The 15,514-nt window shown below is 49.1% G+C and carries 12 protein-coding genes; 2 read left to right on the forward strand and 10 right to left on the reverse strand.

Annotated elements, in window-relative coordinates; translation table 11 throughout:
- Positions 1-132 precede the first annotated feature (132 nt).
- The 5 genes from ACI7RC_RS21475 to ACI7RC_RS21495 all read right to left on the reverse strand — a co-directional run bounded on the left by ACI7RC_RS21475 (position 133) and on the right by ACI7RC_RS21495 (position 5,337).
- A complete protein-coding gene (locus tag ACI7RC_RS21475; protein ID WP_408110241.1) occupies positions 133-1,608 on the reverse strand; it encodes a protein adenylyltransferase SelO in 1,476 nt (491 codons plus the stop codon).
- A gap of 164 nt (positions 1,609-1,772) precedes the next feature.
- On the reverse strand, positions 1,773-3,098 hold the full coding sequence (locus ACI7RC_RS21480; protein WP_408110242.1) for an MFS transporter: 1,326 nt from the start codon (positions 3,096-3,098) through the stop codon (positions 1,773-1,775).
- A 296-nt stretch (positions 3,099-3,394) separates the two neighbouring features.
- Entirely contained in the window at positions 3,395-4,234 is an 840-nt protein-coding gene (locus ACI7RC_RS21485) for a DUF6612 family protein (protein ID WP_408110243.1), read from the reverse strand.
- Between the two features lie 269 nt (positions 4,235-4,503).
- On the reverse strand, positions 4,504-4,848 hold the full coding sequence (locus ACI7RC_RS21490) for an aminoglycoside 6-adenylyltransferase (RefSeq protein WP_408110244.1): 345 nt from the start codon (positions 4,846-4,848) through the stop codon (positions 4,504-4,506).
- Positions 4,849-5,118: 270 nt separating this feature from the next.
- Positions 5,119-5,337, reverse strand: coding sequence for a hypothetical protein (locus ACI7RC_RS21495; protein WP_408110274.1), 219 nt, complete (start codon positions 5,335-5,337; stop codon positions 5,119-5,121).
- On the opposite strand from ACI7RC_RS21495, the gene ACI7RC_RS21500 reads away from it, so the two are divergent.
- Positions 5,274-5,579, forward strand: a complete 306-nt coding sequence (locus tag ACI7RC_RS21500; protein ID WP_408110273.1) for a transporter — start codon at positions 5,274-5,276, stop codon at positions 5,577-5,579. The two genes, ACI7RC_RS21495 and ACI7RC_RS21500, sit on opposite strands and share 64 nt — an antisense overlap.
- A gap of 685 nt (positions 5,580-6,264) precedes the next feature.
- Here ACI7RC_RS21500 and ACI7RC_RS21505 read toward each other — a convergent pair.
- Positions 6,265-8,325, reverse strand: coding sequence for a HelD family protein (locus ACI7RC_RS21505; protein ID WP_408110245.1), 2,061 nt, complete (start codon positions 8,323-8,325; stop codon positions 6,265-6,267).
- A gap of 282 nt (positions 8,326-8,607) precedes the next feature.
- The gene (locus ACI7RC_RS21510) at positions 8,608-9,135 is read right to left on the reverse strand and encodes a GNAT family N-acetyltransferase (protein WP_408110246.1); all 528 of its coding nucleotides are present in this window, start codon (positions 9,133-9,135) and stop codon (positions 8,608-8,610) included.
- 332 nt (positions 9,136-9,467) lie between these two features.
- Between ACI7RC_RS21510 and ACI7RC_RS21515 the strand changes: the two genes are divergently transcribed.
- Complete coding sequence (locus ACI7RC_RS21515) at positions 9,468-10,988, forward strand: sensor domain-containing diguanylate cyclase (protein ID WP_408110247.1); 1,521 nt, start codon at positions 9,468-9,470, stop codon at positions 10,986-10,988.
- Between the two features lie 3 nt (positions 10,989-10,991).
- On the opposite strand, the gene ACI7RC_RS21520 is transcribed toward ACI7RC_RS21515, so the two are convergent.
- The 3 genes from ACI7RC_RS21520 to ACI7RC_RS21530 form a co-directional block, all read right to left on the reverse strand.
- Entirely contained in the window at positions 10,992-12,371 is a 1,380-nt protein-coding gene (locus ACI7RC_RS21520; protein ID WP_408110248.1) for a DJ-1/PfpI family protein, read from the reverse strand.
- Positions 12,372-12,592: 221 nt separating this feature from the next.
- Positions 12,593-13,234, reverse strand: coding sequence for a response regulator transcription factor (locus ACI7RC_RS21525; RefSeq protein ID WP_408110249.1), 642 nt, complete (start codon positions 13,232-13,234; stop codon positions 12,593-12,595).
- Positions 13,235-13,245: 11 nt separating this feature from the next.
- Positions 13,246-15,450, reverse strand: a complete 2,205-nt coding sequence (locus tag ACI7RC_RS21530; RefSeq protein ID WP_408110250.1) for a sensor histidine kinase — start codon at positions 15,448-15,450, stop codon at positions 13,246-13,248.
- Positions 15,451-15,514 lie beyond the last annotated feature (64 nt).

Genomic DNA, 15,514 nt, shown 5'->3' on the forward strand with positions numbered 1-15,514 from the left:
CGGATTCAATCAAAAAGCTCCTGCCTCCGACGGCAGAAGCTTCTTAACAAAAAGCCGATTCAACTCCCCCTTGCTTCGGTGAAGAGGGAGTCTTCTCGGCGAAATGATAAAATAATTCTAGCTGCGTTATCATCAAGTACCGCAAAAGGTTCGGTAGGGGCGGTTTGATGGTGCAGGCGGAGTGGCGTATTCAGCCTGTTCGGGTGAGTGGGCATAGGGGCTTGAAAGCACCTCGAGCAGCCGCTCCATCACGCTGTAGTCTCCATCTGTCACCGCGCTTTCCAGAGCCTCTTCCACCCGGTGGTTCCGCGGAATCACCGCCGGATTGCTTTTCCGCATCAACTGTTGTGAGGCGTCTTTCGATTCCTGCTGCCTGCCCCGTCTCTCCTGCCACCGCTCATGCCATTCGGCAAATTCCGGGCTGCCAAACAGGGCCGTATCCTCCGGAGCATCAAAGGTCAATGCCCGGAAGGTATTGGTATAGTCCACGCGGTACTTCTGCATCATCTCGAGGAGGTGTTCAATCAAGGCTTCATCCTCTGCCTCTTCGTTACCCAGTCCCAATTTCGCTCTCATTCCCGAGAGCCAATTCCGGTGATACAACTTGCCAAATTCGGAAAGGGCATCCTGGGCCAGCTCGACAGCCTGATCCTGATCGGCATGTAATAGCGGCAACAGGGCTTCGGCAAATCGCGCGAGGTTCCAGCCGGCAATATATGGCTGGTTGCCATAGGCATAGCGGCCTTGCATGTCGATGGAGCTAAATACCGTTGCCGGATCATAGACATCCATGAAAGCACAAGGTCCGTAATCAATGGTTTCCCCGCTGATGGCCATGTTGTCGGTGTTCATCACCCCGTGAATAAAGCCAACCAGCTGCCACCTGGCGATCAGTGCCGCCTGACGCTTGATCACTTCCTGAAGCAGCAAAAGATAGCGGTTTTCATCCGCACTTATATCTGGAAAATGGCGCTGCAAGGCATAGTCCGCCAAGACCTTAAGATCACTGGCAGTGCCCCAATTGGCAACGTACTGGAAGGTGCCGACACGCAGATGACTGGCAGCCACGCGGGTCAGAATGGCACCAGGCAAGTCGGTTTCGCGGAAGACTGGCTCACCGGTTGTCACCACTGCCAAGCTGCGGGTGGTTGCAATTCCAAGCGCATGCATGGCTTCACTGATGATGTATTCGCGCAGCATTGGTCCAAGTGCCGCCCGGCCATCGCCCCCGCGGGAATATGGCGTTCTGCCGGAACCCTTGAGTTGAATGTCGACCCGCTCACCCCGAGGAGTGATCTGCTCGCCGAGCAGCAGTGCCCGGCCGTCGCCCAACATGGTAAAATGCCCGAATTGATGCCCCGCGTAAGCTTGCGCAAGAGGTGCAGCCCCTTCGGGAATCCGGTTGCCGGCAAGCACCTCTACCCCTTCTTCGCTTTTCAGCGCCTGCGCGTCCAACCCCAGGGATGCTGCCAATGGCTCGTTGAGAATGATCAATTTCGGTGAGCGCACCGGGGTAGGGTTCTGGCTGCTGAAAAAGGATTTCGGCAGGCGTGCATAGCTGTTGTCAAAGTTCCACCCTGTTTTTGATAATTCGTTTTGCGTCGTCATCGCATCTCCTTTTCTTCTATATGTATGTTTGATTGTTTAGTGTTTGCTGCTGCCAATGGGTTATGCCCTTCCACATGTTAGTAAGATGATACCCGATTGCAACCAAAAAAGACATGTAACAAAAAAACGTCAGCCGAGCCATAAGCCGCTTTCATCCCGGCCGGTTAGAAGGAAGGCTTCTCAACACTCTCCCGCTTGCGACTGCTGCGCAGCCAGATACCGACTGGAATCAGCAGCAGGGACAGGACCCCTCCAGCCAGCGAGAGTGTCGCGTAACTCGTTTGCGCCACGACCATCCCGGAGAGCGCTCCGCCCGAAGCCCCGGCCAAAGCGATCAAGACGTCAATGGTCCCTTGCGTTTTTGCCCGGGTGGACGGGTGAGTTGCGTCTACGATGAGCGCTGTGCCGCTGATCAGGCCAAGATTCCAGCCCAGCCCCAGCAGTGCGAGAGCGGTGATGAGCAGCAGCAGGGAATCGGCAGGCGCTGCTGCGGCAAGTATACCGGCGGCAAGCAAAACGGCACCGGAGACGAAAGACATGGCAATCCGCCCTACCTTGTCGACGAGGATGCCGGTCACAAGCGATGGCAGGTACATCGCCCCGATGTGAATCCCGATGACCAATCCTACCTCCCCCAGCCCATGTCCGTGGTGCTTCATATGTACTGGAGTCATCGTCATTATCGCCACCATCACGATTTGGGTCAAAATCATCACGGTTGCCCCGACGATAATCCCCCGGCTGTTGATGGCCGGAATATTCGCGGTCTTGCCTGTGGTTTGGCTCTGATCCGTTCTCTGTGCCTCGGCGATTGCTTTGGCCAGGAGCATGGGGTCTGGACGGAGGAAGACCAAGAGGACCAGGCCGGCCAGGGTAAAGGCCGCCGCTCCCAGAATAAAAGGGCCGGCAAGCGCCGGAACACCGATCGACTCGGCGAAGCGCCCCATACCATCAACGAGATTGGGACCGGCAACAGCGCCAAATGTGGTAGATACCATGGCAATACTGACGGCTGTCGCCCGCTGTGAAGGCTTTGCCAAGTCTGTGCCGGCATAGCGTGCCTGCAGGTTGGAAGCAGTACCGGCACCATAGAGAAACAGCGAAACAAAAAGCAGCAGAATATTGCGATCTACAGCGGCCAGGATGACCCCGACCGCGCCTGCGCCTCCCGTCAAAAATCCCGCCGCCAGTCCGAAACGGCGTCCGTGGCGTTGAGAGAGCCGTCCGATTAGCCATGCAGCGAGGGCAGATCCGAGAGTGAGCAGCGCAGCAGGGAGGCCGGCAAAGCTGTCTGTTCCCAACATTTCCTGGGCGAGGAGCGCTCCGACCGTGACTCCTGCCGCGAGACCGGCTCCGCCGAAAATTTGTGAGATGACGACGATTACGAGCGTCCGTTTATATAGCCGTTCCTGCATCTTAGGAGTATCGATGTAACTGGGTAACGGGGCTGTTTGACTTCTGCTTCCGCCTACATCATCTGGTTCATTCATCACTGTAAAACCGCCTTTCATTGGCTTTGGCTTTATCCAACCGTGTCATCGTATACATATTACACGATTTTCAACTTTATTGCTTTTCAAGAAAGTCACACGATCCCCTCTATTCTGGTTCAACTTTGATAACATCTCCAGAATAAGGAAGATTGGGCAAAATGAAAAGAGCAAAAAAGAGGAAAGGCAAAATCGTCGCCTGCCAAAAAAGACAACGCCAATCAAATTAGACGTACAATGACCGGACAAGAAAACCGCCGAATCCTGATGATGGATTCGGCGGTTGAACGCCCAGATTACTGCGCGCTGTCTACAACCTCTTGAGGCACCTTGATCTCGCCAACTTCGTTATACTTGGAGAACGAGCTCTTCATCGCAATATCCATGGAGATCTTTTGACCTCCCTCTTCCATTTCCATTACCATGTCGATGTCCGACTGTACCGGCAGGAAGGAATCTTTGTTGACCGCGTAGGTGACTTTGATGTTCTTGATATTCATTTTCTCGATCATTTCCAGGGCCTGCTGATCTTCGCCGCTGCCCGCTTGGCTCATCAGCGATTTGGCCAAGTCCTTAAGTCCGTCGCCGGAAAGATCGCCTGTCATCACGTACTTGTCGCCGTCTTCCGCTACTTTCATGTCTTTGGCGATCGACTTGAACTGCTCCAGCTGCTTCTCAGGTTTTGCGGACTCTTCCAGCGCCTGTATCATATTGCCGATCATTTCATCCGGAAGCTTCACCCAATTTCCTTGCACTTGCGTGTAAATCGCTTCCTTCGTGATGTACTGCTTGATATCCTGCTCGCCTTGGCCCGGCATGGACATCTTCATTTCCTGGTACATGCCGAACGGCTCTTTGTTCGCATCTGCTTTCATCGCGATATCGATCTTTTGTTCTTGCTTCTGATCGCCCTGCGCTATTGTGATGTTCTGGTTCATGTTCGCTTCCATAGAAAAGCTATTCAACTTCTGGCTAGCTTCCGCAGACTTGGTGAGCAGTTCATCCACGGTGATTGCCTTTTCTGTTTGTGTTTCCCCCTGATTGTTTGTGTTCGTGCCGTTGGTTCCTTTGTCGCCACATGCTGTGATCCCTAGTGCCAAGATTGCCCCTAATAAAGTGAGTGTAAATTTTTTCAACTCCAGCTTCCTCCCAATATCTGTAACATTTTTCATACCTAACCATAATAATCAAATTCCAATTTATGTAACAGGGGAAATAGTCCCAAAAAGACAAATATAATTGAATAAGAATATGGTAATAAAGAACTAGTTTACTGCTGCGGCCTATGGCGGTCACTGGCTGATGGTCAGGAAAGAGGCGGGATAAAAAGGTACATCGTTTCAATAGCGAAGGCGCCCAAGTGAGAGCGCCACAGATGGAAAAGTACGGGTGACTCTTCGCAAATTTAAAAAATCTCAGCGGCATCCGGTGGCAATTCCCGGACTCGCCGCAAATACTCCATGACGCGCCGGGCTTCTTCGAGAGGGTACTCGTACTGCAATTGGGCCGCCGCTTTCTGAGCTGTTTTTTGGAACAAATCCCCCATCGTGAACAGCGCCTCCCATACCGCTTCATAACTCCCCTCAGGATAGGTGTCCAAAAGCTGCTGCCAGTTGTCCGCAGAAAGGTATTTCTCCAGGTATTTGCCGCTTTTGCCGATGCTGACGGAAAAGTCGGTCTGAATGCCGGCCTGCCACTCCAGCATCTTGAAAAGCATCGGTCTCACGAAGCGATGAAGATGCTGCAACATCAATTCGAAAAATTTGATGCATGATCATTGGGGTGGCAACAATTTTTGTTGCTACTTTTTCTCGATTCGATTCTCCTGGCGGTACAAACCGTTCTGCAAAACAAACGTTTTAACTCGTTAGTTTGTCCAATCATTTTTAACAATCGTTCATAAAATAAAATATTAACACGGAGGAGGTGGTTTTATGCCGTTTTTCTTCCATCGTCGCCGCCGCCGTATTCGTCGCCGTATTCGTCGCCGTATTCGTCACCGTTTCCGCCGCCGTTAATTCTAGAGTCCGAATTTCCAAATTCGGACTTTTTCTTCTTGAGCCAAATTTGTATCATTTACATCTGGATAAGCCAAAATTGAGTTTTCTGCCCAATCATTATGATTTGTTCCAACGTACAATGTGGAAAATAATTTGTAAAAAGGAGTGGAATCGAATGGCATTTTGGCCGCCTCCTGGTCAGTTTCCTGGTCAGCCTCCAGGACCACAGCAATTTTCACCGCCGTCATTTCCTCCCCCAACATTCATTCCCCAACAGCCAGCCCCCTTTGCAGTTGATCCCGGAGCGATTGCTGGTTGTAGATTTCGCATGACGTATGTTTGGCTCGTGAATCGGGATCAATTCTGGTTTTTTCCTGTTTTTATAGGTCCCAGATCAATTGCAGGCTTCAGATGGACTGGAAGATTTTGGAGATACACCGGATTTGATTTAAGATTAATTATTTCATTTTCCTGTTTTTAAAACCAAGATTCCCTGCCTTTACAACAAGTTATGAAACCATTAGTGCCATCTGCCCGATGGCGCTTTATTTTTTACCAGGCCGCCCCATACCACGTCGTGATCAACCTTGGTCCGTGAAAACCTGATTACGTTGGCAGATAAGGAAAGCGAAGAATCTCAACCAATCGGGCAATCCCGGGCGAGATGCTGTGGATCCAGCAGCATCGGTTTATGCCCCAATACCAACCCTCACCGCCTGTAACTAACAAAACTTGTCCGATTTTATGAGAATGCCAGTTATTGCGGGCTCCAGGGGCAAAAGTTACATTTCCGATTGAGGCATTTACGGGTTCGGATCGGTAAACACCATAAGCAAGTATGCATCTCCGATAAAGTTTGCTTTAACTTTCTCTCCCAATGGAAAGATTGTGCTATTGCTTAATTCTTCATCTGCCATTGTTCACCCCCGCTTCCTTTTGACTATTATGAATACTCCCACCACCGGAGAGCTCCTTCAAGCAAACGTGTTGTTCCTCTCTATTTCTCCAGATGGAAACCATCGAATTGGGCGATATCTTCACCCATATCGGTCGGTGTCGATACCGCCGCTCGTGTGGCCTTTCAGCTGTACTACACACCACCACCATTCAAGGAAGAACATCATTTTCCCAGCGAGCAGATCTTCCCGCTGATGGTTCAGTAAATCTCAAACCTCATCCAGGAAAGGCGTCAAATCGCCTGTGCAAGTCAAATTCAATTTATGCATCGCTCTGGTGCAGGCGATATACAGCATGCTTTTATCCAGCTCCGTCCGATAAGTCGATGCGTCGACGAAGGGCACGATGACCTGGTCAAACTCCAAGCCTTTCGCCAAATGGGCAGTGGTTACGATGATCCCCTCATGAAAGGCTTTACTGTCGAAATCCAACAAGTAAAGATCGGTGCATAGCCCCTTCAGATTGGCATACACTTCGTTCGATAGCGCTTCAGTTTTACAGATGATCCCCAACGAGCGATGCTGTGATGCGGTGAACTCGGCGATCAGTCTTCTGATTTCATCCCATTCCTTCGCTTTGCTGCGGCATTTTGTGATTTGCGGTTCTTCTCCATGCCGTTCGATTGTAACGAGTTTCTTGTTCTCCTTCAACTTCTGGGCAAACTGCGTAATTTCACAAGTGGAGCGATAGCTTTTCACCAACTCGACAGTCTCCGCCTCAGGAAAGACCTTTTGAATGTCCGTCATGGAAGACGAAGAATAAGGATTGACGGATTGGCTGCTGTCCCCGAGAATTGTTTTTTTGCAGGGAAACAATTTCGCGATCACCGCGTACTGGATCGGCGTATAGTCTTGCATCTCATCGATGAGCAAGTGCTTGACAAAATCAAGCGGCCTTGCCCCCTCGTAATACATGTTCAAATAGATCAGAGGAAAGACATCGGAACATTCAAGCGTTTTTGCTCGTTTCATTTTGAGCATTTCCGGTTTTCCGGTATATTGATAAAAATTCTTGTACAAAGAAAGCACGTTTTGACAAGCAAACATTTTCTTGACCGCGGTTTTGATTTTTTTCTCAGTGGACGGCGCCACTCTTTGTCCATTTTCTACTTTGCTGCTGCCGATCATTTGCATAGCGAGCTTTTCCAGTCTCTGTTTTACCGGCATTCTTTTCAAAGACTGATAGCCGGCGAGCAGTGCTTCTTTCGAAATGGAGACGCGATCAATGGTTATATCCGCAGGAGAAAAAAATTCCTGATCCGCATACTCGATAAAAGAATCCAACTTATGAACAAAATCCATCGTAGCCTTATACTTGATCCGTTCAATCACGCTGTCATCGGCACCATGCAAAAGCTCTCCGACTTGCTGGTAAAACGTCTGGAAATCACATATTCCCGACAGCTCTCTCGATGCCAATTCATCAAAGCTCATCTCCATGATCGGCTCTTCCCCAAGCTCCGGCAACACATTCGAAATGTAATCGGAAAAAACCTTATTGGGAGACAGGATCAGAACATTCCTTGACGTTAAGCTTTCCTTATACCGATACAGCAAAAAGGCAACCCGGTGCAAAGCGACGGATGTCTTGCCGGACCCCGCCACTCCCTGAATGATGAGTTCATGGGAAGTTTCGTTACGGATGATGACGTTTTGTTCCTTTTGGATGGTAGCGACAATGTTCCTCATTTTCTCGTCAGAAGTGCTGCTGAGTTCTTTTTGCAAGACGTCGTCGTTGATATTCAGCGAGCTTTCAATCATGTACTCCATGACACTGTTCTTGATTTTGTACTGCCGCTTTAAGCTAATCTCTCCTTCCACTTTCCCTGCCGGGGCTGTGTAGTGGGCGCTGCCGATTCCAAAGTCGTAAAACAGGCTGGCGATCGGTGAACGCCAATCGTAAATCAAATTTTCGTGTCCGTTTTCCTCTGCAAACGAATGGATCCCGATATAAAAGGAATCTGCTCTTGTTTGATCAGTACCGGCGAAATCCACTCTGCCAAAATAAGGTGATTGGATCAGTCTCTGAATTCTTCTGCGCCTGGCAACTTCTTTTTCTCCAACGTCAATCGTCAGTGAAATATCCATCCGATGGGCTGCTCTCTCTGCCGAATCCAGCATCGCTAGATTCTCCCACAGGTACTTCTTCGCTTCGATCACGGCGTTATAAGTGGAAGCTACTTTGTCATCCATTTCCTTTAATGCTTGATGAAGCTTGCTGACAATAAGCTCCAGGTATTTTCTCTCTTCCGCTTCAGTACTGTTAATCACCGTTACAAACCTCCCCTTCCAAAAATGAATCACACTTGACGGAAACAGCATATTCAATATAAAAAAATACCGAAAAAAAGAGTAGACTTTTTTTTCCCGATCCGTTATTCTAATGATAATGTACGCCCCAAAATAGTATTGTTAATAATTCCCATTTTAATACATAAAAAGGCAGTCGAGAAACCAAAAAGTCTCGAATGCCTTTTTTTACTTTTGGCTTCAAAGGAGCACCGGAGGTCTCAGGGAGTGGCAGCGGTCCCCACAGAAGATATCAAGAAAAACTCACAATTTTTTCAGCATATGAATATCGTACGGTTCTTTCTCAAATAGTTCCGCGTCGATTTCTGTGGTTATTGCGGAACCGCAGCTTGCATAAAACTTGACTGCAGATTCCGTTTCAGTTGAAGAGATGTATAAAGATTTCGCCCCTTTATTGACCGCCACAGCGCTAAGTGCACCGAAAATCCGGCGACCGATTCCTTGTCGGCGGTATGCTCGCGTCACATACATCAGGTCAAGCTGAAGTTGATCATTTTTACTTCCCCTAAATGTATGAGCCAAGACGCCAAACCCGACCAATGTATCGCCGTCAAAGGCTCCAAAAGCCGTTCCACCTTTCGCGAGTTCATCCTCGAAGCGGCCAATGATCTCCTGGTAATGGTCTTCATCCCAATTGGGGCATTCATGTCCTGCCTTTATTTCTTCAAGAACTCCTCCGGTGCATTTGTAGATCAGCTCGATTTTTTCCGAGCGGTCAATCTCGCGAATTTTATACGAGTTTTCCCGTTTCATTGGAATAATCGATACCATGGCAGCCTCCCAAGGATAAAATCTTTGCGGTTTACACCTATGGTACCTTATTTTGCTGGCAAGGAACATGAGAACACTCGTCGAATTAGAAAAATATGTCTGTCGTTTCTTACCGCCACAGCTGCGATGTATTTCTAATGGGAAGGATATGTCAGACACAATAAAATTCATAGAAAAATCCGGAATATCGAGAACGATCTTCTTGAATCTACTTGTTGGAATCGCCCGGCAATCGCTCGCCTATTTAAATCACATCAATCGTCAGCAAATCCGGGAAAGCTGGAATTTTGCAGCTTGATTTCAGGCGAACCATTTCTTTCAGCGCGGGAAACATGCTAGAATACGTATTATCGCATAAAAAAGGACTGGATCTGTTGATGCTGACGATGCTTGACATGGGAAAAGACAGGCATTCCCCCTATCTACAAGACTTCATCGAACAAAACAATCAACTCATCCTCGCCAGAATCAAGCTGGGTTCCTATACACTGATCTTGCTGTACCCGATCTACTTTTATACAGATTTCGTTCTGTACCGGGATGTTCAGGATCAAATATTCGCCCAGACGCTTACAGGCATTCATCTCACCGGGTTGCTGATGTCAATCGCATACCTGCTTTTTTATTCATGGCAAAAGAGAAAGCAGCGTTCTTTATCCCCCAGGCGAACCGCGATCATTATCAACAGCACAATTTTCCTCTATCTTTTTATGGGTGCGTCAGCCTCCATCAATAGCCTAAGACTAATCGGAAATATTGATGCATACGTCATTGTGATGATTTGTGTGGCGGCGATGTTTCCGATCAGGCCCAAGCATTTTCTATCCATCCTGCTGGTCATCCATGCCTTTTTTCTCACCGGCTTGCAACTGGCGGAAACTGGCACGTACGCCCTCATATCAAAGGAAATCAACAGTACGATTGCTGTCGGATTCTCATTTCTTTTGTCGTTTTCTTTCTATTCTTACAGATGGAAGCATTTCGAAGATAAGCGAAAACTGGAAGAAAATGAACAGAACCTGCGAAAGCTCATCGATATGAATCCGTTCCCCCTCTTCCTCTCCCGCCTGAGCGATGGGGAAATTTTGCTGTATAACAAGCGCGCAGCGGAGTATTTTGCGTTTTCCCCGCTTGAGCGTGCCACCTTGGACGAGACGAAGCTCTTCCAGACTCCTGAGGATAAACATTCCTTTTTGCAGCTTTTGCACCAACATGGAATGGTAAAGAATACCATCATGGAACATCAGCTTTCTTCCGGTCATTCGCGCTGGGCCATGGCCAGTTCAGAGACGATTGATTACGCGGATGAAAAATGCATGCTGCTGGGCGTGACCGACATCACCGAACTGAAAAAAATGGAAGCGGAGCTCGTCAGGCACGCCTCTTTGGATATGCACACGGGTGTCTTGAACCGGATAACCGGGATGGAACGGCTCAAGCGGGCTCTCGAGCGGGCACAGGATGAAGATTTGGCGTTTATCGTCTGCTTTGTTGACGTGAATAACCTCAAATTTGTCAATGATACGTTTGGCCATGCAGAGGGAGACGAACTGATCCAAATCGTTTGCAACGCGATCAAAAGCCATATCGGAGAAAATGACATGCTCTTCCGATATGGCGGCGATGAGTTTATCATTCTTTTTGACCACAAGCAATTGCATGAAGTGCAGACGCTTTGGAAACACCTGCATAGAGATTTTTCCCAGGCCAGTATTCGCCACGAAAAACCATATCCCATTTCGGTCAGTCATGGGCTGTTTCAGTACCATTCGCGCATGCAGATCACACCGGAAGAAATGATTAAGCTTGCTGACGCGGAAATGTACCGCAACAAAAGACGCTCCAAATCATAGCAATCATCTGTGCAGCGGGCATGAGCGGACGGTTCCTTTTCGCTTGGAAATGAATCGCCTGTCGATGAAAAACGCAATCAGCAGAGCTCCGGCCAAGGTAAGCAGCAAATCTGCATAGGTTTCAAGCGGAAACGACTTGCCCTCTAGCTGAAAGTCATTGGCGCGAAATTCCAGTCGCCTTACTGCATGCGCCGCGGTTAAGACGTCTTCTTGCTTGGCTAAATCCTCAAGCTGCAGTTCGAAGAGAAACCGATTCGAGCCGCTGTGAACCAATTGAAGCTCCTGCCCGTTCCCTACTTTATTCCAGGCTTTGATTTCACTTTCTGCCAGTCTCTTTGCCTCGGTGCCCGGGACTATGATTTTATCCAGCTTGGGGAGATGGGACATCTCATACCGGGGCAGCAGGATCAGGCCATGCTTCGTTACGATCGGCTGACCCGTGCCGGAAAAGGAATGGACCCTTGTCGTCCCGCTGTCTGAATAGATGTCAAAGACGGAAGCGACCGCCATTTCCTCCACACCGTTGTACAGCAGCACGCCTGCCTCTTTTTTGTTCCATTGAAAAGCGTTATTCAACACATAGGTTGAAAAGCGATAGTCGAGCTGGAAGGGCTCCACCTTTGGATTCTTCACGAATGAATAAGAAGGATAATTCATTTCTTTCGCGATTTTTTCCGCCATCGGTTCCCCGAGCTGCTGTGAAATGACGTGGAGGACTGCGTCAATTCCTGATGAGATCCCGGCCGAGGAGACCATCTTCCCGCCGTTATTGACTACATAGCGTTGATCCTGTTTCCAGTCCACTTCGGGATATTTCCTTGTCAGGATGGGCATGACTTGCCAGTGCGATGCTCCCAGCTTGCCATCCAGCAGCCCGGTAGAGGCGAGGTTATCCGCTCCGGCACAAATGCTCACGAGAGTGGTTTCCTTATGTTTCAGGATCCATTCCCGGACTGGCTGAAAGGTTGAGGCGTCAAACATGGTCATGTAAGGAATGGTGATGATATCCGGACTTTTGCCAAGCAGTTTATCCAGCTGTGCAAACGAGTAATGAGGCACGACTTCCAGCCCGCCCGTCAGCGACCTGATCTCATTGTCGGCGGCAACGGCATACACATTATAGGCGCCGGTCATGGAAAAGATTTGATACGGAATCGTGAAATCCAATCCTTCTGTATTCTCATTCCCCAACAGCACAGCGACCGTAGGTTTATTCGGATCGTGAACCGGTTTTTCCACACCTTGCAGAGTGGGAATGGGTTCCTGGCGAACCGAGAGCCAAAATTGCTTCTGGGAACGCAGAAAGCCGAATGTACCGATTCCTCCCGCAACCAGAATGAGAATCAGAGCATAAACCGCTGACCGCAATAAAAAACGCAACATGTGAATCGATCTCCTTTAGTTTTATTTTCTGATCTCATCTTACTTGGATAAACAACATGGCAACGCGCAAACATTGAACAGGAACACGCAAAAGATTGCGCTCGGCACGCAAAAGATGTCAGGACCTGCAAAAAAAAAAAATCCTCCAGCCGCACAGTTCTGCCAAACTGCGTACCTGGAGGGAAAACCAAGACATTATGCTGTTTTTTAAGTGACACTCACTAGTATAAGTCCTCTGCCGGGAGAATCCCGAGACTCTTGGCCTTTTTAATGACCTCGACCCGCGAGCTGACATGGAGCTTTTGGAACAGTTCTGTCAAGCTGTATTCCAGGGAACGCTGGCTGATCATCAGCTCTTTTGATATTTCTTTGTTGCTCTTGCCCTTGGCCAATTCACGCAGCAGTTTTTCTTCTTCCCGGGTGATCGTCGTCGCTTCGAGCCCCCCCTGAACAACAATTTCCTGACGCCTCAGCTGTTTGAGCAGATGCATCGGGACGATGGCCTCTTTTCGAGCCGCGCAGCGTATGGCCTGGATCAGTTGTTCCCTGGTGGATGTCTTGGCGATAAAGCCGGAGATGCCCGATTCCATTAATAAATTGAAATGGGGCGCGATCTCGAACCCTGAATAGATCAAAATCACGGCATCCGGTACAAACTCGAGCACCTGGCGAGCCAAATCGGCGCCGTTACTATTTGGCATGTATAAATCAAACAGAATGACGTCAAATTTTTTGATTCGAACCAGGTCCCGGACACAATAGACATCCGTCTCGATCGTAACATTCATGTCCGGCTCGGATTCGATCAGCATTTTCGTTCCTTCCACGACCGAGCGATGATCATCAACCAATAAGATATCCATCACAATCACCTTTACCCTATAGTATGGGGAAATTGAATCGCCACGTGAAACCCCTGCCCGGGGGCGGAATGGAATTCCACCTTCCCTTCGAGACTCAGCACTCTTTTTTCAATCCCGGCAATCCCCATATGCTGAAATGAACCTGCCAAAGCGGATAGATCCATGCCAATCCCATCATCTGAGTAGGAAAAAGCAAGCTGATCCTTCGTACTGGTCAGCGCCATCGTCACTTTCCTGGCCTTCGCATGTTTCGATGCATTGTTCAGCAGTTCTTGAACGATTCGATACACGCCGAGAATCTGCTCTTCGTTTAAAGCGGTGTCAAGCTGCTCGGCAGAAAATTCAATTTCATAATTAGAAAACATGCGCGTATAAGCAAAAAGGCTTTTCAACGATTCCACCAGACCCATTTTAAGCAAAAACGGCGGACGCAGTTCATTGCAGGTAATGCGGATCTGGTGTATGGCGTCCAGCAATCCCTCTTCGATTTGCATCAATTCCGCCGCCGTGTCGCTTTCGAAATGGTGAGAAGATCGTAACGATTCCAGTTTGCGATACCAGATGATCAAATCCTGCAGCACGGAATCATGCAAGTCGCCGGACAGCGATGCCCGCTCCTTCTCAGACAGCTTGAACAGCAGACGCAGCATCCATCTGGGCGTTTCATTCTTCGCGACCGTATCTTCCAGCCGCTTCATCAAATCCTCAAGCAGGTGGAGATTATCGTAGAGAATGGTAACGTAACGCACAGCCGTCTCAAGCCATTCGAGCTCAATCTTTCGCAGCGGCTGCTCTGCTTTGATCCGCAGGTAGACGGGCTGCTGCTTTTCGCCGATGCGAATCCAGATTTCTTGCCCGTCTGGGGTGGCTGGCTCTTGACCCTTCGGCACTTCTTCGATCGATGCGCTCGCAACCTGCAGCACTGCTTCCACTTCTTCGATCAGCCGATGCTCCAACTCGGATACCTTCATGACATTGGCCAGGTCGGAAGAGAAACGATTTAAGCTTCGCTGCAGGGCTTTGTACCTTTCTTCGCTTTTGATCAGCTCTTGCTCGTCATGTTTCCTTTTTGTGATGTCCTTGACGATTCCATGAATGCCGTTTAATTTTCCGGAAAGAAAGATCGGCACAAATGTGATGCTGACGATTTTCTCGCCCGGCCGGGGATATGCCAAGCGGCATTCAATATCCCGCGACTCTCCTCGCTCAATCACATGGAAAAGCGTTTGATAGACCGCAGCATGGTCCTCATCGTGGATCAAGCCCAGAAAGCAGCGATCAGGCAGTTGGTTTAAGGTAATGCCGGTGATCGTCTCGAAGGCGTGATTGGCATTGACGAAATAGAAATGGTTCAGTTCGATGGAGAAGACCCCGTCCAGGTTGTTTTCAAACAAAGACTTGTACCTCTGCTCGCTCTCTTCTAATGCCAGCTCAGAACGCTTTTTTTCTGTCATGTCCAAAATGATCCCGTCTAACCGCTCAATCGCCCCGGCTTGGTTGACCGTGGGATGGACGATGAGCCTGCCCCACCTGGTCTCTCCTTCCACATGGATAAAGCGAAATTCCTGACTGACGGGGATGCCCAGATCCAGCTTCGCCTTTACTTCTCCCATGAGAACCGCGTTGTCCTCCGGGTGAATATGATCGTGTAAACGAATCGGATGAAACAAGATCTCTTCTCTCGGTATTCCGGAAATCTTCTTAATACTCTCGGAACAAAACGTGTACCGGCTAAAATCTTTATCCGCCGACCAGACAGCGGCGTTGACATTGTCCAAAATATTTTCCAAGAGTTCCAGCGTCTTTTTCCGTTCTGTCACATCCCTGACGACCGCTACGACATACAACACATTTCCGTCGCTGCCCTGTACAGGTTTTACCCGGGCCTCTACGTAGACCAGATGGCCTTGGGCGTGGACAATACGATACTCGGTGTCCACCGGTTTCTTTGCGAGCAGCACCTGGTTGTATAAAGAGCGGACTCGCTGTCTGTCATCGGGATGAATAAGGTCAAAAGCATCCATCCCTTCATACTCTTCGATGCGGTACCCCGAAATAAGTTGCAGGGAGGGCGATACATACCGGACCATCGCTTGATCATCGACCAAAACAATCGTGTCAGAAGTGTTTTCAGCAATGATTTTATATCTTTCGTCAGGTCGTTCCATGTCTTCCTTGGCCGTACGCGGCAGGCTTTTTTCGCGGGATGTGTCCATACGTCCCATCTCCTCCATCTTGACCTGTCTTGGTTTCCGTCACAGCTTATCTAAGACAATTATA

It is taken from the genome of Brevibacillus sp. B_LB10_24, assembly GCF_046036945.1.
In the GTDB taxonomy this organism is placed as follows: Bacteria; Bacillota; Bacilli; order Brevibacillales; family Brevibacillaceae; genus Brevibacillus_C.